The 18,877-nt window shown below is 66.9% G+C and carries 23 protein-coding genes; 19 read left to right on the top strand and 4 right to left on the bottom strand.

The window, feature by feature from the left end; translation table 11 throughout:
- Positions 1-106 precede the first annotated feature (106 nt).
- Positions 107-1,573 (bottom strand): pyruvate kinase, encoded by a 1,467-nt coding sequence (pyk, locus tag MF610_RS04130; protein WP_242192968.1) that lies wholly within the window; start codon positions 1,571-1,573, stop codon positions 107-109.
- A 72-nt stretch (positions 1,574-1,645) separates the two neighbouring features.
- On the opposite strand from pyk, the gene MF610_RS04125 reads away from it, so the two are divergent.
- From MF610_RS04125 to pal, 15 genes are all read left to right on the top strand, one after another.
- Positions 1,646-2,011, top strand: a complete 366-nt coding sequence (locus MF610_RS04125) for a DUF1244 domain-containing protein (RefSeq protein ID WP_242192966.1) — start codon at positions 1,646-1,648, stop codon at positions 2,009-2,011.
- Between the two features lie 72 nt (positions 2,012-2,083).
- Positions 2,084-2,320 (top strand): DUF2312 domain-containing protein, encoded by a 237-nt coding sequence (locus tag MF610_RS04120; protein ID WP_055755283.1) that lies wholly within the window; start codon positions 2,084-2,086, stop codon positions 2,318-2,320.
- Between the two features lie 22 nt (positions 2,321-2,342).
- Complete coding sequence (locus MF610_RS04115) at positions 2,343-2,876, top strand: DUF1003 domain-containing protein (RefSeq protein ID WP_242192964.1); 534 nt, start codon at positions 2,343-2,345, stop codon at positions 2,874-2,876.
- 27 nt (positions 2,877-2,903) lie between these two features.
- On the top strand, positions 2,904-3,647 hold the full coding sequence (locus MF610_RS04110; protein WP_242192962.1) for a YebC/PmpR family DNA-binding transcriptional regulator: 744 nt from the start codon (positions 2,904-2,906) through the stop codon (positions 3,645-3,647).
- A gap of 148 nt (positions 3,648-3,795) precedes the next feature.
- Complete coding sequence (gene ruvC, locus MF610_RS04105; RefSeq protein ID WP_242193589.1) at positions 3,796-4,305, top strand: crossover junction endodeoxyribonuclease RuvC; 510 nt, start codon at positions 3,796-3,798, stop codon at positions 4,303-4,305.
- A gap of 118 nt (positions 4,306-4,423) precedes the next feature.
- Positions 4,424-5,023 (top strand): Holliday junction branch migration protein RuvA, encoded by a 600-nt coding sequence (ruvA, locus tag MF610_RS04100; RefSeq protein WP_242192960.1) that lies wholly within the window; start codon positions 4,424-4,426, stop codon positions 5,021-5,023.
- A gap of 145 nt (positions 5,024-5,168) precedes the next feature.
- Positions 5,169-5,843, top strand: coding sequence for a hypothetical protein (locus tag MF610_RS04095; protein WP_242192959.1), 675 nt, complete (start codon positions 5,169-5,171; stop codon positions 5,841-5,843).
- 55 nt (positions 5,844-5,898) lie between these two features.
- Complete coding sequence (gene ruvB / locus MF610_RS04090) at positions 5,899-6,918, top strand: Holliday junction branch migration DNA helicase RuvB (protein WP_242192958.1); 1,020 nt, start codon at positions 5,899-5,901, stop codon at positions 6,916-6,918.
- Between the two features lie 10 nt (positions 6,919-6,928).
- Positions 6,929-7,258, top strand: coding sequence for a hypothetical protein (locus MF610_RS04085; protein ID WP_242192957.1), 330 nt, complete (start codon positions 6,929-6,931; stop codon positions 7,256-7,258).
- A 56-nt stretch (positions 7,259-7,314) separates the two neighbouring features.
- Positions 7,315-7,773, top strand: coding sequence for a YbgC/FadM family acyl-CoA thioesterase (locus tag MF610_RS04080; RefSeq protein ID WP_242192956.1), 459 nt, complete (start codon positions 7,315-7,317; stop codon positions 7,771-7,773).
- Positions 7,773-8,462: a protein TolQ gene (tolQ, locus tag MF610_RS04075; protein WP_380870662.1), complete on the top strand. Its 690-nt coding sequence runs from the start codon at positions 7,773-7,775 to the stop codon at positions 8,460-8,462. Before MF610_RS04080 ends, tolQ begins: the two co-directional genes overlap by 1 nt.
- A gap of 3 nt (positions 8,463-8,465) precedes the next feature.
- Positions 8,466-8,897, top strand: coding sequence for an ExbD/TolR family protein (locus MF610_RS04070; RefSeq protein ID WP_242192953.1), 432 nt, complete (start codon positions 8,466-8,468; stop codon positions 8,895-8,897).
- A gap of 5 nt (positions 8,898-8,902) precedes the next feature.
- A complete protein-coding gene (locus MF610_RS04065) occupies positions 8,903-9,916 on the top strand; it encodes a cell envelope biogenesis protein TolA (RefSeq protein ID WP_242192950.1) in 1,014 nt (337 codons plus the stop codon).
- Between the two features lie 13 nt (positions 9,917-9,929).
- Positions 9,930-11,252 (top strand): Tol-Pal system beta propeller repeat protein TolB, encoded by a 1,323-nt coding sequence (gene tolB / locus MF610_RS04060; RefSeq protein ID WP_242192949.1) that lies wholly within the window; start codon positions 9,930-9,932, stop codon positions 11,250-11,252.
- Between the two features lie 74 nt (positions 11,253-11,326).
- Positions 11,327-11,857, top strand: coding sequence for a peptidoglycan-associated lipoprotein Pal (pal, locus tag MF610_RS04055; protein WP_242192947.1), 531 nt, complete (start codon positions 11,327-11,329; stop codon positions 11,855-11,857).
- A gap of 37 nt (positions 11,858-11,894) precedes the next feature.
- Here the strand turns inward: pal and MF610_RS04050 are convergent, their stop codons facing one another.
- Positions 11,895-12,356 (bottom strand): Lrp/AsnC family transcriptional regulator, encoded by a 462-nt coding sequence (locus MF610_RS04050; RefSeq protein WP_242192944.1) that lies wholly within the window; start codon positions 12,354-12,356, stop codon positions 11,895-11,897.
- A 113-nt stretch (positions 12,357-12,469) separates the two neighbouring features.
- On the opposite strand from MF610_RS04050, the gene MF610_RS04045 reads away from it, so the two are divergent.
- Positions 12,470-13,753: a S41 family peptidase gene (locus MF610_RS04045; protein ID WP_242192943.1), complete on the top strand. Its 1,284-nt coding sequence runs from the start codon at positions 12,470-12,472 to the stop codon at positions 13,751-13,753.
- A gap of 299 nt (positions 13,754-14,052) precedes the next feature.
- On the opposite strand, the gene clpA is transcribed toward MF610_RS04045, so the two are convergent.
- Both clpA and MF610_RS04035 read right to left on the bottom strand, forming a co-directional pair.
- Positions 14,053-16,371 (bottom strand): ATP-dependent Clp protease ATP-binding subunit ClpA, encoded by a 2,319-nt coding sequence (gene clpA / locus MF610_RS04040; RefSeq protein ID WP_242192942.1) that lies wholly within the window; start codon positions 16,369-16,371, stop codon positions 14,053-14,055.
- Positions 16,372-16,481: 110 nt separating this feature from the next.
- On the bottom strand, positions 16,482-16,679 hold the full coding sequence (locus MF610_RS04035; RefSeq protein ID WP_125659345.1) for a DUF1192 domain-containing protein: 198 nt from the start codon (positions 16,677-16,679) through the stop codon (positions 16,482-16,484).
- Between the two features lie 81 nt (positions 16,680-16,760).
- On the opposite strand from MF610_RS04035, the gene MF610_RS04030 reads away from it, so the two are divergent.
- The 3 genes from MF610_RS04030 to MF610_RS04020 all read left to right on the top strand — a co-directional run bounded on the left by MF610_RS04030 (position 16,761) and on the right by MF610_RS04020 (position 18,852).
- Positions 16,761-17,741: an NAD(P)H-quinone oxidoreductase gene (locus MF610_RS04030; protein ID WP_242192941.1), complete on the top strand. Its 981-nt coding sequence runs from the start codon at positions 16,761-16,763 to the stop codon at positions 17,739-17,741.
- A 77-nt stretch (positions 17,742-17,818) separates the two neighbouring features.
- Complete coding sequence (locus MF610_RS04025; RefSeq protein WP_242192940.1) at positions 17,819-18,085, top strand: hypothetical protein; 267 nt, start codon at positions 17,819-17,821, stop codon at positions 18,083-18,085.
- A gap of 92 nt (positions 18,086-18,177) precedes the next feature.
- Positions 18,178-18,852: a DUF1013 domain-containing protein gene (locus tag MF610_RS04020; protein WP_242192939.1), complete on the top strand. Its 675-nt coding sequence runs from the start codon at positions 18,178-18,180 to the stop codon at positions 18,850-18,852.
- Positions 18,853-18,877 lie beyond the last annotated feature (25 nt).

The raw sequence follows: 18,877 nt of genomic DNA, 5'->3' as shown, positions 1-18,877 counted from the left end.
GCAGGATGGTGGAGGGGGACTTCAGCAGGCGGTGCGCTGCTTGGAAATTCCCCTCCACCACCGCTTCGCGGCGGTCCCCCTCCCCGTGCCGGGGGGGAACTTTGGGTTACGCTTCCTGCCCGCGATAGTTCTTCAGCTCGTCACCGACGATCTGCACGACGTGCAGCACATTGGTCGACCCCGGCGTCCCGAACGGCACGCCGGCGCACACCACCACCCGGTCGCCGGCCGAGGCGATGTTGTGGCGCAGCAGCATGCGCTTGGCCTTCGCCACCATTTCTTCGAACGAACCCACGTCGCGGGTGTGGACGGCGTGGACGCCCCATAGCAGCCCCAGCCGGCGCGCGGTGTCGAGCTGCGGCGTCAGCACCATGATCGGCACCGCGGGACGTTCGCGCGCGATGCGGCGTGCGGTCGAACCCGACTTGGTAAAGCACAGGATTGCCTTCGCATCGACCGTCGCCGCGATGTTCTTGGCGGCCTCCGCCAGCGCGTCGGCAGTGGTGGGGTCGGGGCGCAGCACGGTGAAGTGGACGCGGTCGCCATGCGCCGGATCGCGTTCGACGGCGTGCGAGATGTCGTTCATCATCGCGACCGATTCGACCGGCCAGCTGCCCGCGGCGCTTTCCGCCGACAGCATGATCGCGTCGGCACCGTCATAAACCGCGGTCGCGACGTCCGACACTTCGGCGCGGGTCGGCGAAGGCGAGGTGATCATCGATTCGAGCATCTGCGTCGCGACGACCACCGGACGGCCGAGGCGGCGGGCGGTTTCGACGATGCGCTTCTGCAGCGGCGGCACCGATTGCGGCGGCAGTTCGACGCCCAGGTCGCCGCGCGCAACCATCACGCCGTCGCATTGTTCGACGATCTCCTCCAGCCGCGCGACCGCCGAAGGCTTCTCGATCTTGGCGAGCAGCGCCGCCCGGCCCTGGATCAGCTTGCGGGCCTCGGCCAGATCTTCGGGACGCTGCACGAACGACAGCGCGATCCAGTCGACACCCTGTTCGACCGCGAAGTGCAGGTCGGAAATGTCCTTGGGTGTCAGCGCCGCCATCGGCAGCACGACGTCGGGGACGTTCAGCCCCTTCGAATTCGACAGCGCACCGCCGACCACGACCTCGGTCACGATCTTGTCGTCGTCATGGTCGAGCACGCGCAGCACCAGCTTGCCGTCGTCGAGCAGCAGTCGGGCGTCGCGGGCGATCGCCGCGAAGATCTCCGGGTGCGGCAGTTCGACGCGGGTCGCGTCGCCTGGTTCGTTCGAGCGGTCGAGCGTGAAGCGCTGCCCGGCTTCGAGCATCACGCGCCCTTCGGCGAAGCGGCCGACGCGCAGCTTCGGCCCCTGAAGATCGGCGAGGATCGTCGTCGGGCGGCCATATTCCCGCTCCAGCCCGCGAATCGCCTCGATCACCGCGACCTTCGACTGCTGGTCGCCATGGCTCATATTCACCCGGAACGCATCGGCGCCGGCTTCGAACAGCTTCGCGATCATTTCGGACGTGTTGCTGGCGGGGCCAAGCGTGGCGAGGACGCGTACCTTGCGCGAACGGGGGCTGATGGCCTTGGTCATTATCACTCTCCGGGCGTTGCGCGCCTGCCTCTAAGGCTTATTCGTAAACGATCAACCTTTAGGACCACAGCTATGACGACAATCGATTCCATCAGCGAGGCGGCGCAGGCCGCCGCCTTCCGCCGCCTGGTCCGCCACCTGCAGCATCGGACCGATGCGCAGAATGTCGACCTGATGGGCCTTGCCGGTTTCTGCCGGAACTGCCTCGGCGACTGGCTGGGCGAAGCGGCCGGCATGTCGAAGGAGGAAGGGCGCGAGGCGGTCTATGGCATGCCCTATGCGCAGTGGAAGGCGACGCACCAGCTGCCCGCCACCCCCGAACAGATCGCGCGCATGAACGAAAGCGTGGCAAAGAACCGCACCGATGCGGCGCTGGACGAAGCGCTCGACGACAGTTTCCCGGCGAGCGACCCGCCGTCGATGACCGAACCCCGCTGATCGGTTGAGGCGGACGCGCGGATCGGCTAGGCGCGCCCGTTCACGAATTCTTGACCATCGTAAGGGGAACCCATGACCGACAACGTTTCGGCGGAACAGCTCCGCCTGCTGATCGAGCGCATCGAGCGCCTGGAAGAAGAGAAGAAGGGCATCAGCGACGACATCAAGGACGTCTATGGCGAAGCCAAGTCGACCGGGTTCGACGTGAAGACGATGCGCACGATCATCCGGCTGCGCCGCATGGAAAAGCACCACCGCGACGAAGCGGACATGCTCCTCGAAACCTACAAGACCGCGCTCGGCATCTAACGCCGGACAAGGGGGCAGGGACATGGCCAGCGTCTTCCACTTCGCGACGCGCCTGCTGAAAGGGCATGGCGATCCGCATGGCGAGGAAGAGGCCCATGTCCTGTCCGCGATCGAACGCGGCACGCCGGTCAGCCGCGACGCCGCCGACGAATCGGACCTGCGCTCGACCTTCGGCGATCGGCTGGCGGACCGGGTCGCGGCGGTTGGCGGGTCGTGGGGGTTCATCATCGCCTTCACGGTGGTGCTGCTGGGCTGGATGCTGCTCAATTCCGACGTGCTGTCGCATTTCGGGCTGGCGTTCGATCCGTACCCCTACATCTTTCTCAACCTCATGCTGTCGACGCTGGCCGCGATCCAGGCGCCGGTCATCATGATGAGCCAGAACCGGCAGTCGGAAAAGGACCGGTTGGCGGCGCGGCTCGACTACGAAACCAATCTGCGCGCCGAGATCGACATCCTCGCGCTGCATGCCAAGCTCGATACCGACGTGATCGACCGGCTGGCGGCGCTGGAGGCGAAGATCGACGCGCTGGCGCATAACGCCGCTCGGGGCTAGAGCAGGCAAGAACCTAAAGAGGCACCGATGGCAGGCCATAGCAAATTCAAGAACATCATGCACCGCAAGGGTGCGCAGGATAAGAAGCGGTCGGGCATGTTCAGCAAGCTCAGCCGCGAAATCACCGTCGCGGCGAAGATGGGCCTGCCCGATCCCGACATGAACCCGCGCCTGCGCGCGGCGATCAACGCCGCCAAGGCGCAGTCGATGCCCAAGGACAATATCCAACGCGCAGTCGACAAGGCGTCTAAAGGCGACATGGAGAATTACGAGGAAATCCGCTACGAAGGCTTCGGCCCGGCGGGGGTCTCGCTCATCATCGAGGCGCTGTCCGACAACCGCAACCGCACCGCGACCAACGTGCGTACTGCCGTGTCGAAGAATGGCGGCAACCTCGGCACCGCCGGATCGGTCAGCCATGGGTTCGATCGCGTCGGGCTGATCAACTATCCGGCCAAGGCCGGTGATGCCGAAAAGGTGTTCGAAGCGGCGCTGGAAGCCGGGGCCGAGGACGTGACGTCGAGCGAGGACGGTCACGAAATCTGGACTGCGGTTGGCGATCTGCACGAAGTTGCCAAGGCCTTGGAGCCGGTGCTGGGCGAAGCGGAAGGTGCGAAGCTAGCGTGGCGGCCGCAGACGATGGTCGCGGTCGGCGAAGACGATGCCGCGACGCTGTTCAAGCTGCTCGACGCGCTTGACGACGATGACGACGTCCAGACGGTGTGGGGCAATTACGAAGTGTCCGACGAGGTGATGGAGAAGCTGGGTTGAGTCCAAATCCTCCCCAAGCGTACTTGGGGAGGGGGACCGGCCGCAGGCTGGTGGAGGGGGCCGACGCGTCAGCGTCGGCTGCGCCGCCGCCCCCTCCACCACGCCTCGCGCGGTCCCCCTCCCCATCTGCGATGGGGAGGATGTGCGGTTGCTGATCCTCGGCCTCGACCCCGGCCTAGGCACCACCGGCTGGGGCATGATCCGCGCCGATGGCAACCGTTTGAGCCACATCGCCAACGGCCAGATTCGCACCGATCCGTCGATGCAACTCCCCCGTCGGCTGGCCCTGCTGTTCGGAGCACTCGGCGAAGTGATCCGCACCGAACGCCCCGATGGCGCGGCGGTCGAGGAAGTGCTGGGCAACAGCAACGCGCAATCGACATTGAAGCTGGGGCAGGCGCGCGGCGTCGTGCTGCTCTCCGCCTCGACCGCCGGGCTGGCGATCGGCGAATATCACCCGAGCATCGTCAAGAAGGCGGTGGTCGGCACCGGCGGCGCGGACAAGAAGCAGATTCAGGCGATGGTCAGCCATCTCCTGCCGGGCGTGAAGCTGTCCGGGCCGGACGCGGCCGACGCGCTGGCGGTGGCGATTACCCACGCGCATCACCTCGCCAGCGCACAGGCACGGGCGCGACGATCGACGGGGATCGGGGCGTGAGCCTAGCTAAGACCGTATTTCCGCGCAGGCAGGGACCCAGGGCCCAGCAGAACCGGCATCGATCGTCGCCCCGGATTTCCGCCTGCGCGGGGATACGTCATTCTCACGGAAACCACCCATGATCGCCCATCTCAAAGGCACGCTGTCCGTCTCCGGCATCGACCACGCGGTCATCGACGTGAACGGCGTCGGCTATCTGGTCGGCGCATCCTCGCGGACGCTGCAGGCGCTCGGGTCGGTCGGCGGCAGCGTGACGATCCACACCGAGATGCTGGTCGCGGAGGACTTCATCCGCCTCGTCGGCTTCGCCAGCGCCGACGAGCGCGACTGGTTCCGCCTGCTGACCGGTGTACAGGGCGTCGGCGCGCGGGTGGCGCTCGGCATCCTGTCGACGCTGTCGCCCGAGGAAGTCCGTACCGCGATCGCCCGCGGCGACAAGGCCAGCATTGCCCGTGCCAACGGCGTCGGCCCGAAACTGGCGCAGCGCATCGCGATGGAATTGAAGGACAAGGTCGGCGGCATCGCCATCGGTCCCGGCGCGATCGCCCCGGCGGCGGGCGGCGACGGGGTGGAGGGCGACGCGGTGTCGGCGCTGCTGAACCTGGGCTTCAAGCCAGCCGAGGCGGCAACGGCCGTCGGCAAGGCGGCAGAGGAGCTGGGCGCGGACTCCAGCCTCGACGCGCTGGTGAGGCTGGCGCTGCGGAAGGCGTCGCGCTGACGACGGACCGTGCCGACGGGACGGCCGGGGCGCATCTGCAGGGTCGACAGAATTCGGAACTGGCGGCGGTGAAACGGGAAAGCGGCTTATGATCGGCAGGCGAATTGCGGGGGTATTGCTGGCGGCCATGCTAAGCGTACCGTCGATGGCCCTGGGAAATGGTGGCGAATGGCTGATCCTGCAAAGTGCCTCCGATCCGTTGGCGCTGGTCGGGGCAGCGGCTGCCAAGCGTGCGCCGGGCGCCCATGTCATCGCCACCGACGACTGTCCTGGGATAAAGGCGGGGCTGTATGTCCTCGCAACCCGTCCCGGTGCCGCACGACCGGCCGGCGCCTATGTCCGGCGCTGCACGCCCCGACCGCATAGCGTTGCCGCGCTGGGCCTGCCGGTGGTCGATCCCAGCTTCGCCACCATGCGCAATCCGCCGGTCAATTTCGACGGTAGCGACATCGTGACACGGCAGCGCGCCGGATTGTTGCTGCGGCCCTATTATGTCGCCGCTCCGAACGACCCGCGCGAGGGGCTGCGCATGGCGGTGGACGACGTCGCCGGACGCCGTCGTCCGATCGAGCGCGACTGCACCGATCCGGAGGTTGCACGGCAGGGAGATCGCATCGCCATCGCCTGCGCGGTCGAGCAGGCTGCGGGGCAATATATCTATCGTACCACCGTCTACCGTGCGCGCGACCTAGCCCGGATGCAGGCGGTACCGCGTTGCCGCAACCCGCGCTTCGTGGACAGTGCACTGATGCGTTGCGATGCGCAGCGGATCGCGCCCGATGGAACGGTGACGATCGCGCCGCGGGATGTGTGGCTGTAACCACCGGCCCACAAGCTACCTCGACCGCCCCCGCGCGAACAGCTAGGGAACGGGCGTGACCGACGACCGTATCACCACCCCGATCCGCCGCCCCGACGATGTCGACGCCGCGCTGCGGCCCAAGGCGCTCGACGAATTCGTCGGACAGCAGGCGGCGCGCGAGAATCTGCGCGTGTTCATCGACGCGGCGCGGGGGCGGGGCGACGTGCTCGACCACGTCCTGTTCTTCGGGCCGCCGGGCTTGGGCAAGACGACGCTGGCGCAGATCGTCGCGCGCGAGATGGGGGTGGGGTTCCGCGCCACCTCCGGCCCGGTCATCGCCAAGTCGGGCGACCTCGCCGCGCTGTTGACCAATCTCGAGGATGGCGACGTGCTATTCATCGACGAGATCCATCGGCTTAATCCGGCGGTCGAGGAAGTGCTGTATCCGGCGATGGAGGACCGCGCGCTCGACCTGATGATCGGGGAGGGGCCGTCGGCACGCAGCGTCCGCATCGACTTGCCGCGCTTTACATTGGTGGGCGCGACGACGCGGCAGGGGTTGTTGACCACCCCCTTGCGCGACCGGTTCGGCATTCCGATCCGCCTGCAATTCTACACCGTCGACGAACTGACCCGCGTCGTCACTCGTGCCGCCGGGTTGCTTGGTCTTGGCATCGGCAAGGACGGCGCGACCGAAGTGGCGCGGCGGGCGCGGGGGACGCCGCGGATCGCCGGGCGGCTGCTGCGCCGGGTGCGCGATTTCGCCAATGTCGCAGGCGTCGAGATCGTCGATGCGCGCACCGCCGATGCGGCGCTCAATCGGCTGGAGGTCGATGCCAAGGGCCTCGACGCGATGGACCGGCGGTACCTGACGATGATCGCCGACATCTATCGTGGCGGACCGGTCGGGGTCGAGACGCTGGCCGCCGGACTGTCCGAACCGCGCGACACGATCGAGGAAGTGATCGAACCCTATCTGATCCAGATCGGCATGATCGCCCGCACCGCGCGTGGGCGCTGCCTGAACGCGGGCGGCTGGAAGCATCTGGGGTTCGAACCGCCCGCAGGATTGCAGGACGGGCTGTTCGATTGAGGGGAATGCCATGAAGCGGATATTGTTGTCGTCGGCCGCGATCGGCGTGATCGCAACGCCGGTAGGGGCCGAAACCCCGACGCCGCTGATGATCGGTGTCGAAATGGCTAGCGAAGCGACGGCGCACGTTACCATCGACAAGGCGACGTTCGTCCTTCCCGACGAACGGGAGGCGATGTCGGCGGCTTTGAACGCGAGGGGGGACAAGCATCGTCCCGTCACACTGGTCGTTACCGGAAAGACCGCCGCGCCCTATCGCATCATCGGCGGCATGATCTACCTCACCCAGTCGGCCGGGTTCACGCAGGTCACCGTCGCCACCGAACCGCCGGTCGATTGAGCGCAGGCGGTCGCTGCCCCCTTTCCCCCGCTGCCCCCGATGGTTAAAGCGGACAAATGACCGACCCCGACCAGCCGGCCGGCGGCCGCTTCGTCGGCGGCACGCATCGCTTTCCCGTCCGGATCTATTTCGAGGACACCGATCTGTCGGGCGTCGTCTATCACGCGAATTATCTTCGCTATTTCGAACGCGCGCGCAGCGACATGCTGATGATCGCCGGGATCGATCAGCGCACCGCACATGAAACGGGCGAGGGCGCCTATGCCGTGCGGTCGATGCAGCTCGACTGGAAAGCGCCCGCGCGGCTGAACGATGCGCTGGTCGTGGTCAGTACCGTCGAGCGCGTGCGCGCGGCGGCGGTCGATATTCAGCAGAGAGTCATCCGCGACGATCTTCTATTGGCGTCGGCACGGGTGGAGGTCGCGTTCGTGGCCCCGTCCGGGCGGCCGCGTCGCCAGCCGGCGGCGTGGGTCGAGACGTTCACCGCGCTGGTCGCAACCGATAAAGGGGCATGATGGACGTTTTCGTGAACACCGACGCCGCGACGATGTCGCCGGTCGCGCTCTTCCTGCAAGCCGACTGGGTGGTGAAGGCGGTGATGCTGGGCCTGCTTGCCGCCAGCGTCTGGACCTGGGCGATCATCGTCGGCTTCCTGGTGCGCGCGCGGAAAGTGCGCCGCGACATCGACCGGTTCGAGGTCGAGTTCGAACAGGCCGAGGATATCGACGCGTTCCACCGGTTGCAGGGATCGCGCGATACGGCGATCGCCCGCGTCTTTTCGTCGGGGGTGCGCGAATGGCGCCGCTCGACCGCGTCGAAGCAGATCGACCGCGACGGCACGCGCGAGCGCCTCGCCACCGCCATGGCGTCGAGCGTCGCGGACGAAAGCGAGACGCTGGCCGACCGGCTGAACGTGCTGGCGACGGTCGGGTCGGTCGCACCGTTCGTCGGGCTGTTCGGCACGGTCTGGGGCATCATGCGCTCGTTCACCGCGATCGCGTCCGAACAGAACACGTCGCTTGCCGTCGTCGCGCCGGGTATCGCCGAAGCACTGTTCGCGACCGCGATCGGCCTGTTCGCCGCCATCCCGGCGGTCATCGCGTACAACCGCTTCAGCCATAGCGTGAACCGGATCGAGGCGCGGCTGAACCGCTTTGCCGATGCGTTCCACGCGACGCTCTCGCGCCAGCTCGAAGGCGTCTGAACGATGGGCATCAACCTGCCCTCGGCCAAGGGGAAGGGGCGCCGTGCGCCGATGGCGGAGATCAACGTCACGCCGCTGGTCGACGTGATGCTGGTGCTGCTCATCATCTTCATGGTCACGGCGCCGCTGATGACCGCGGGCGTGCCGGTGAACCTGCCCGACAGCCGGGCGAAGGCGGTCGAACAGACGCAGCAGCCGGTAACGCTGTCGATGGATGCCGAAGGGCGGACCTATCTCGACGATATCGAGGTGTCGGCCGATAACCTGCCGGGCGAACTGGAAAAGATTGCGGCGGCGGGCGCCGGCGCGACCGAGCCGCGGCAGGTGATGCTGCGCGCCGATCGTTCGCTCGATTACGGGCGGGTCAACGCCGTGCTGGGCGAGTTGAACCGCGCCGGGCTGAACCGCGTGTCGCTCATCAGCGTGGCGCAGTAAGCCGCATGCAGAAGGCGGAGAAGATCGGGCTGGGTGTAGCGCTGGCAGGGCATGCCGTCCTGTTCGGGCTGTTGTCGGTCGGGTTTCTCGCGACGCCCAATCCGTTGAAGCTCGAATCCAAGCCGATGGACGTCAGCTTCGCCGAGGACGTCGCCGCCGAACAGAGCGCGCCCGAGCAGACCGATGCGCCGGCGATCAGTCAGGCGCCCGAAACCGGCCCGCCCGAGGATGCTGCGCCGAGCGAGCCGGCGAGCGAGCCCGAACCTGCGCCGGAACCGGAACCCGCGCTGCCGGCACCCGCGCCGCGGCCGCAACCGGCACCCCGGCCCGAACCCAAGCCTGCGCCCAGGCCGGTTCCCGCGCCCAAGCCGGTGCCGAAACCGGTCCCCAAGCCGGCACCGAAGCCTGCGCCTGCGCCAAAACCCGAACCGAAACCGGCGCCCGCCCGGCAGCAGGCGCGCCCGGCACCGGCCCGCCCGACCGCGGTGGCGAAGGCGCCACCCAAGGCCGCCCCTGCGAAGCCCGCCGCAGCACCGACACGGCCGGCAGCGAAACCCGCCGCGACGCGCGGCGAAGGCAGCAATGCGCAGGCGACCGCGCAGCGTCCGCGCGGCGGTCGGCTGGGCAATGATTTCCTCAAGGGGATCGCCGATACGCCCGCACCGGGCAAGGCACAGGCTCCGCGCGGCACCGCGGTCAGCACCCAGTCGGTCGCGGGCCTCGCCAGCGCGATCCAGCGGCAGGTGCAGCCCTGCGCCAACAAGATTCCCAATCCGGGGCCGGGCGCGAACCAGATTCGTTCGAAGGTCCGGTTGCAGATGCGTGCCGACGGCACCTTCGCTGCCAAACCCGAACTGCGCGGACAGACCGGGATCGACGACGAGAATCGCCGCTATGCGCAGCGTGTGTCCGAACTGGCGATCGCTGCGTTGATCCAGTGCGCGCCCTACGAACTGCCCGCCGACCTGTACGAGGGCGGCTGGAAAGACATCATCATCAACTACAAGCTGCCCGGCTGACCGGAGGGGATGTATGCGTAAAGTCACGATGGCATTGGGGGCGGTGCTCGCCAGCCTGCTCGCCGCACCCGCCGCGTTCGCGCAGGTCGAGGTGGATATCGAAGGCGGCATTTCCGAACCGCTGCCGATCGCGGTGCCGGTGATGCCGACGCCGCAAGTCGCATCGACCCCGGCCGGCGCAACCGACGCGCTGGGGCGGCAGCTGGCGGAGATCGTCGCGACCGATCTGCGCAATTCGGGACTGTTCAAGCCGGCCGGTCCCGCCGGCCTGCCCGCCGTCGCCATGGCGCAGGTGCAGGCGCCGGACTATGCCGCATGGAGCGGGGCGCAGGCGCTGGTGCAGGGCTATGTCCGCGCGGAGGCGAACGGGACGCTGACCATCGGCTGCTATCTCTACGACACGTTCGGACGCACCGAGCTGACGCGGCAGGGGTTCAACGTCGCTCCGGCCGAATGGCGTCGCGCCGCGCATAAATGCGCCGACGCTGTCTATACCCGCCTGTCGGGCGAGGGCGCCTATTTCGACAGCCGCATCGTCTATGTCAGCGAGACGGGGCCCAAGGGCAACCGGATCAAGCGGCTGGCGATCATGGATCAGGACGGGGCGAACCACCGCTTCCTGACCAATGGCCAGTCGATCGTGCTGACGCCGCGCTTCGCGCCGAACCAGCAGTCGATCGTCTATATGTCGTACGCCAACGAACGGCCGGCGATCTACATTCTCGACGAAGGCAGCGGGCGGTCGCGGCTGCTGGTGCAGAATGCGTCGTTGACCTTCGCGCCGCGTTTCTCGCCCGATGGCCGCTATGTGCTGTTCTCGATGGCGCAGGCGGGCAATACCGACATCTACCGCGTACCCGCCGGCGGCGGCAGCCCGCAGCGGCTGACCAACGCGCCGGGCATCGACACCGGCGGCAGCTATTCGCCCGATGGGTCCAAGATCGTGTTCGAAAGCGATCGGTCGGGATCGCAGCAGTTGTACGTCATGAACGCCGACGGATCGAACCAGACGCGGATCAGCTTTGGCGGCGGACGCTATGCGACGCCGGTGTGGAGCCCGCGCGGCGACCTGATCGCCTTTACCCGGCAGGGCGGCGGCACGTTCCGCATCGGCATCATGTCGCCCAGCGGCGGCGGCGAAAAGCTGCTGTCCGACGCGTGGGGCGACGAGGGGCCGAGCTGGTCGCCCAATGGCCGCGTGCTCACCTTCTTCCGCAGCGCACAGGGGTCGGGCCGGGCGCAAATCTGGTCGGTCGACCTGACGGGATCGAACATTCGTCGCATTCCGACCGCACTCGACGGATCTGACCCGAGCTGGGGGCCGATCCGCCCCTGACCTTTCACCAACGGGGGCCATTTCCGCTACAGGGGCATTGTAGTGGAAGGCGCAAAGACCAAGGGAGGTTTATGATGACCAAGATTTCCGCGACGCTGTTCGTCGCTGCCGGGCTGCTGGCGACCGCCGGCTGTGCCAAGAAGCGCCCGGCGGTACTGCCGCCGGCACCGGGCCAGACCGTCGATCCCAATGCCGGGATCGGCACCGGTACCGGAACGGGGACCGGCACGAACGGCGTGGTGCCGGGATCGCGTGCCGATTTCCAGCAATCGGTGGCCAGCGACACGATCAACTTCGGCCTCGACCAGTATGATATCGACGCGACCGCGCGGCAGATTCTCGACAGCCAGGCGCAGTGGCTGACGCGCTATCCCAATGTTCGCGTCACGATAGAAGGCCATGCCGACGAACGCGGTACGCGCGAATACAACCTCGCGCTGGGTGACCGTCGTGCCAATGCCGCCAGCAGCTACCTCGCCACGCGTGGTATCTCGCCATCGCGGATCACCACGATCAGCTATGGCAAGGAACGGCCGCTGGCGCTGGGATCGGACGAGGCCGCATGGGCACAGAACCGCCGAGCGGTTACGGTGGTGTTGCAGTAATTGACATCGGCGGCGGTGCCCGACGCATCGCCGCCGTTCAGTCGAGCGGCCGGGCCGCCGACCATTTCCGCCGCTTCTTGACGAAGCGGGTTTCGTAGCGGCGGACCACCGGGTCGTTCGCCAGCATCGCATCGGCGAAGCGGTTATAGGCCGCCATGTCGGCCACCACGACCATCAGCGTCAGGTCGAACACCCCGGTAATCTCGAAGATCGCCTGCACCTGCGGGTCCGCATGCAGCCGGCGTAGCAGCGCATCGATATGCGGCAATGCGTGGCGATCGAGCTGGATGTCGACCAGCGCGGACAGGAACGGCCCGATGGCATCGGACACGATCGACACGTCGGCGACGATCGTCCCATCCTCGCGCATCCGGCGCACGCGGCGGGTGATCGCCGATGGCGACAGCGCGACGTCGCGCGCCAGATCGTCGGCAGTGCGCAACGCGTCGCGCTGCAGCCAGTACAGCAATTCGCGATCATGCCGATCCAGCGCGCGCATTCCGTCCCCGTTTTCCCCCTGTGCGTTGCCGGTTTTCGGCACCGCCGCCGCCAACTTTGCCGAGATCGGGCGGGGTCGCCAAGCGATAAGGCGGTTCGATTTCGGGAGGGAATATGCGTCGTTCGATCATCGCCATCTTGTTGCCCATAGCCATGGCCGGGGGCGCCGCCGCGCAGATGGTCAGCGACGATCCGGCCGCCGTCACGGCGGCTACCCGGCGCGCGATCGCCGAACGCTACGTCCTGCCCGATGTCGCGGCGCAGCTGGGGACGGCACTGGCATCGTCCGATCGCTATCGTGGCCTGACCGGGCAGGCGCTGGCCGACCGGATCAATGCCGACATGGCGAAGGTGACCGCGGACAAGCATCTCGGGCTGAAATATGATCCGAAGCTGGCCGCAATGCTGGGTGACCAACCGCTTCCCGACGACGATGCGAAGATGCCGCCGGGCATGGCGCGGATGATCGCACGCTTCAATGGCGGCGTGCGCAGCATGGAGTTGCTGCCGGGCAATATCCGCATGATCGCCTATGAAGGCTTTGCATGGGGCACGCCCGAAGCGGAGGCGGCGATTGCCGGCGCGATGCAGTTCCTGCGCGGGGGGGATGCCTATATCATCGACCTGCGGCGCAATGGCGGCGGTTCACCGGAAGCGGTCGCGGCGCTCGCGAGCTATTTCGTGCCGGCCGGCACGCCGCTGATGCGGTTCGAGATGCGCGGCAAACCGGGCGAGGCGACCTCCGCACCCAAGGCACCGTTCAGCCTTGCCGGCAAGCCGCTCTATGTCCTGACCAGCGGCGGCACGGCGTCGGCAGCGGAGGAGTTCGCCACGCACGTATCGGCGCTGGGCTTCGGCACGCTGGTGGGGGAGCGTACCGCGGGCGCCGGTTTCCGCAACGATCTGCTGCCCGTGGGTAAGAGCTATGTCTTGAGCGTGTCCAGCGGGCGGGCGATCAGCCTCAAGACCGGCAAGGATTGGGAAGCGGTCGGTGTCACGCCCGCCATCGCCGTTCTGGCCGACCACGCGCTGGCCACGGCCAAGGCGGCGGCGATGACCACGATCGCGGCAAAGGCGCCGGCGGAAGAACGTGCCGAGGACGAACGTCTCGCCGCCTTCTACGGCGCGGCTGCGAAGGACGTGAAGCCGGCGCACCCGGTCGCCGACTATGCCGGCGTCTATGGCGATCGGAAGCTGGTGGTCCGGGGCGATCGCCTGACCAGCAGCCGCGGATGGCGGCCGGCGTCGGTGCTCGTTCCGGTCGAGGCGAACGTCATGGCGCCCGAGGACGATCCGCTGGCCCGCTTCCGCTTCGTGGAACGGGACGGTCGCATCGTCGCGCTGGAAGTCGAGCGGATCGACGGATCGGTCGAGCGGGCGGAACGCAGCGCGGGATAGCGCTATTGTTGCTTGATCGGATCGGCATCCCGTTCGCTGTACGCGGGACGACCGTTCCCCTGTCGTCACTCCCGCGAAGGCGGGAGTCCATATGCGCCGACGTCGCAAATCCAACCGAAGCGTCGGCGTCTATGGATTCCCGCCTGCGCGGGAATGACGAAATCCGTAGTTGTTGCTGAACGTCGATCCGATCTGGTGGTCACCTTGACGAGAAACGGGGTCTTCTGTGGAACATCCGCGATTTTTCGAACCCCAAACGAAAACCGCCCCGTAGATTGCTCTACGGGGCGGTGTCGCGTTCAGGCTTCCGCCGGAGCCTTCGCCTTGCCGCCCTTGCGCGGCTTCTTGGGCGCCGCGGGCGTCATTTCGAATGTCAGCGCATTGTCCTTGAGCGTGACGTTGACCTCGCCGCCATGGACCAGCTTGCCGAACAACAACTCCTCGGCCAGCGGCTGCTTGATCTTGTCCTGGATCAGGCGGCCCATCGGACGCGCGCCGTAGAGCTTGTCATAGCCCTTGTCGGTCAACCACGTCTTCGCTTCCTCGTTCAGGCGGATATGGACGCCGCGATCGGCGAGCTGCAGTTCGAGCTGGAGGATGAACTTGTCCACCACCCGCGCGACGATTTCGGGCGGGAGGTAGCCGAACGGTACGATCGCATCGAGGCGGTTGCGGAATTCGGGGGTGAAGAGCTTCTTCACCGCCTCCTCCTGCACGTCCTCGCGGTCGATCTGACCGAAGCCGATCGATTCCTTGGCCATGTCCGACGCGCCCGCATTGGTCGTCATGATCAGGATGACGTTGCGGAAATCGACGGTCTTGCCATGGTGGTCGGTCAGCTTGCCGTTGTCCATCACCTGCAACAGGATGTTGAACAGGTCGGGATGCGCCTTCTCGATCTCGTCGAGCAGCAGGACGCAATGCGGCTGCTGGTCGATCGCGTCGGTCAGCAGGCCGCCCTGGTCATAGCCGACATAGCCCGGAGGGGCGCCAATCAGCCGGCTAACCGAATGCCGCTCCATATATTCGGACATGTCGAACCGTTGCAGCGGGATTCCCATGATCTCCGACAGCTGGCGTGCCACCTCGGTCTTGCCGACACCGGTCGGGCCGGTGAACAGATAGTTGCCGATCGGCTTGTCGGGATCGCGCAGGCCCGCGCGCGACAGCTTGATCGCCGAGGACAGCGCCTTGATCGCGTCGTCCTGCCCGAACACTACCCGCTTCAGATCGAGTTCGAGATTGGCGAGCACCCGCGTATCGTCGGTCGACACCGTCTTCGGCGGAATGCGCGCCATCGTCGCGATGACCTGTTCGATCTCCTTGGCGGTGATTGTCTTCTTCCGCTTGGGCGCGGGAACGAGCATCTGCATCGCGCCGACTTCGTCGATCACGTCGATCGCCTTGTCGGGCAACTTGCGGTCGTTGATGTAACGCGCCGACAACTCCACCGCCGACTTGATCGAATCGGGGGTGTACTTGACCTTGTGGTGTTCCTCGAACGCTGAGCGCAGGCCGGTCAGGATTTTGATCGTATCCTCGACCGAGGGCTCGTTCACGTCGATCTTTTGGAACCGGCGCAGCAGCGCACGATCCTTTTCGAAGTGGTTGCGGAATTCCTTGTAGGTCGTCGAGCCGATGCAGCGAATCTGGCCGCCCGACAGCGCGGGCTTGAGCAAGTTCGACGCGTCCATCGCCCCGCCGCTGGTGGCACCAGCGCCGATGACGGTGTGGATTTCGTCGATGAAGAGGACCGCGTGCGGCAGCTTCTCCAGCTCGGTCACGACCTGCTTCAGCCGCTCCTCGAAATCTCCGCGATAGCGGGTGCCGGCCAGCAGCGCGCCCATGTCGAGCGAATAGATGACCGCGGGCAACAGCACCTCGGGCACGTCACCCTCGACGATCTTGCGCGCAAGGCCTTCCGCGATCGCGGTCTTGCCGACGCCCGGATCACCGACATACAGCGGGTTGTTCTTCGAGCGGCGGCACAGGATCTGCACCGTGCGGTCGACCTCGGCCGAACGGCCGATCAGCGGGTCGACCTTGCCGACCTTGGCCTTCTCGTTCAGGTCGACGCAGAACTGCTTGAGCGCACTTTCGCCCTTGCCCTTGTCGGCGGCCTTGGTGGTTTCCTTTTCCTCGGCACCCTTGGGTGCCGGGGTTTCGGTGGCGGTCGATCCGCCCTTGCCGACGCCGTGGCTTATGAAGCTGACCGCGTCCAGCCGGCTCATGTCCTGCTGCTGCAGGAAATAGACGGCATAGGTTTCGCGCTCGCTGAACATCGCGACCAGCACGTTGGCGCCGGTTACTTCGTCGCGGCCCGACGACTGGACGTGCAGGATCGCGCGCTGCACGACCCGCTGGAAGCTGCTGGTCGGCGACGGATCGGTCGCAGCGTCGAGTTTGAACGTGTCGAGTTCGGTGTCGAGATAATGGGCGACGGTCGCGCGCAGTTCGTCGAGGTCGACGCCGCAGCCGGTCATCACCTTCGCCGCATCGACGTCGTCTGTCAGCGCGAAGAGGAGGTGTTCGAGGGTCGCATATTCGTGCCGGCGCGAGGATGCGGCCTCGAGCGCCTTGTGCAGCGTGGATTCCAGTGCGGATGCGAAGGATGGCATTCAGTTCACTCCGGTCGGCCGGCGAGAACGCGCCGGCCCTGCGTCCCGGTATCCCGGGTCTCCACCAATGTCGGTATGCGGCCGCCCGGCATCAAGCGGGGCGGAACATCTCATGACCGGAACAGCGCGTCGGCGCTGGCCCGGTGGCTGTGCGCATGGTCGATTCGCGCGCGGCACCGGGCGATCTCACCCTCCAGCGCGGCGATACGCTTCGTCAGTTCGTCGACCGACAGCGGGTCCAGATCCTCGGCAAGCACCATGGCGAGCAGGTTGCCACGAACATGGTTAACATTTTCGTCGGGTTCCATGCATGCAGCGTTGACCCTGCCGCCAGCGATGTCAATAACGCCGACGCAGGGGGAAAAGGCCATATGGACGTACCAGCGGCAATGCGTGCAATCGATCCGACCGAACCGGGCGGTCCGGAAGTATTGACCGTCGTCGAGCGCCCGACGCCGCATCCGCGCGCGGGCGAGGTTCTGATCCGCGTGGTCGCCGCCGGCGTCAACCGTCCCGACGTGCTGCAGCGGACCGGGGGCTACCCGCCGCCGCCCGGCGCGCCGTCGATCCCCGGCCTCGAGGTCGCGGGACAGGTCGTCGCGGTCGGTGACGATGCCGATGCCCATCTGGTCGGCCAGTCGGTCTGTGCGCTGCTCGCGGGTGGCGGCTATGCCGACTATGCGGTCGTGTCCGCCGGCCAGTGCCTGCCGGTGCCGGACGGCCTGTCGATGGTCGAAGCCGCGGCGCTGCCCGAGACGCTGTTCACCGTGTGGACCAATTTGTTCGAGCGCGGCTATGCGGCCGAGGGCGACAGCGTGCTGGTCCATGGCGGCACCAGCGGCATCGGCACGATGGCGATCCTGCTCGGCAAGCTGTTCGGCCTGGACGTCATTGTCACCGTTGGCAGCGATGCGAAGGCGAAGGCCGCGCTGGAGTTGGGCGCGGCGCATGCGATCAACTATCGCACCGAGGATTTCGTCGAACGCGTCGCCGAGATTACCGGCGGCGAGGGTGTCAGCGTCGTGCTCGACATGGTCGGCGGCGACTATGTCCCGCGCAACCTGAAATGCTTGGGCGAGGACGGACGCCACGTATCGATCGCGGTGCAGGGCGGGGCGAGCGCCACCGTGCCGCTATGGGATATCATGCGCCGTCGCCTGACTCTGACCGGATCGACGCTGCGCCCGCGCGACGCTGCGTTCAAGGAAATGGTCGCCGACGAACTGTCGCGCACGGTGTGGCCGCATGTCGAGGGCGGGCGGCTGCGCCCGATTATCGACCGCACCTTCCAGCTGGAAGAGGCCGCCGACGCGCATCGTCGGATGGAGGCGGGCGACCATGTCGGCAAGATCGTGCTGACGCTGCAGTAGGTCGGTTCGTCGCCGCCAGGCTGCAAGCGGGGCTGGCGGACGATAGGTTCGTCGGTGATCTGCATAGGAGATGACCGATGCGCACAACCCTTTTCCTGCTGGCGCTGGCGGTTGCGATACCGGCACACGCGCAGGTGGACCCGGTAACGACCGCACAGGGGCAGATATTGTCGGCGACCGCCCGCGGCTATGCCGAACGCGATGCCGCCCGGCTGCGCCGCGGTGTGCCGCCCAAGACCGCGGCGGAGCGCAAGCAGGAGGCCGATTGCGCCCAATTATGGAAGCTGCGCGAGCGGATGACGCGAAGCGAACGGGTGCGGCTCTACGACCTTTGCCCGCGCTGAACGCCGGTCTTGCCTAGTTCGGCTGCCCGGACTACATCGGGGGCAACGTGGCCGCCCGGTTTGGGCGGCCCTTTCTATTTCGGAGACCCGTCGTGGCCCAGCCGCTGATGCCGCACGCGACCGCTTCCTGGCTGGTCGACAATACCGCACTGTCCTTTCCGCAGATCGCCGACTTCTGTGGCCTGCACGTCCTCGAAGTGCAGGCGATCGCCGACGATACCGCCGCGACCAAGCTGACCGGCCGCGATCCGGTACGCGCGCACGAACTGACGATGGACGAGATCGAGAAAGGGCAAAAGAACCCCGATTATCGTCTCGTCATGATGAAGGGCCCCGAGCAGGTCCGCCGTACCAAGGGTCCGCGCTACACGCCGGTCAGCAAGCGGCAGGACAAGCCCGACGGCATCGCGTGGATCATCCGCAACCATCCGGAAATCACCGACGGCGCGATCGGCAAGCTGATCGGCACCACCCGCACCACGATCGCCGCGATCCGCGACCGGACGCACTGGAACATCGGCAACATCACGCCGAAAGACCCGGTGACGCTCGGCCTGTGTTCGCAGCGCGAGCTCGACGCGTTGGTCGGCAAGGCGGCGAAGGCCGCCGGCCTCGAAGCACCGACCGACACCCGGTTGGAAGGCGACCGTGAGGCGCTGATCGAACAGCTCCGCAACGAGCGGACCCAGGCGGCGCGCGACGCCGAACTGGCCGAGCGCGGCGAAACGGCGGAACCCTCGGCGTTCTTCGACCCGTTCAAGCGCTGACACGTTTCCCCAGGGAATCTGGACG

The organism is Sphingomonas hankookensis (assembly GCF_022664465.1).
Taxonomy (GTDB): domain Bacteria; phylum Pseudomonadota; class Alphaproteobacteria; order Sphingomonadales; family Sphingomonadaceae; genus Sphingomonas; species Sphingomonas hankookensis.
The sequence above is the reverse complement of the archived record's forward strand: the minus strand, read 5'-3'. Positions and strand labels throughout refer to the sequence as shown.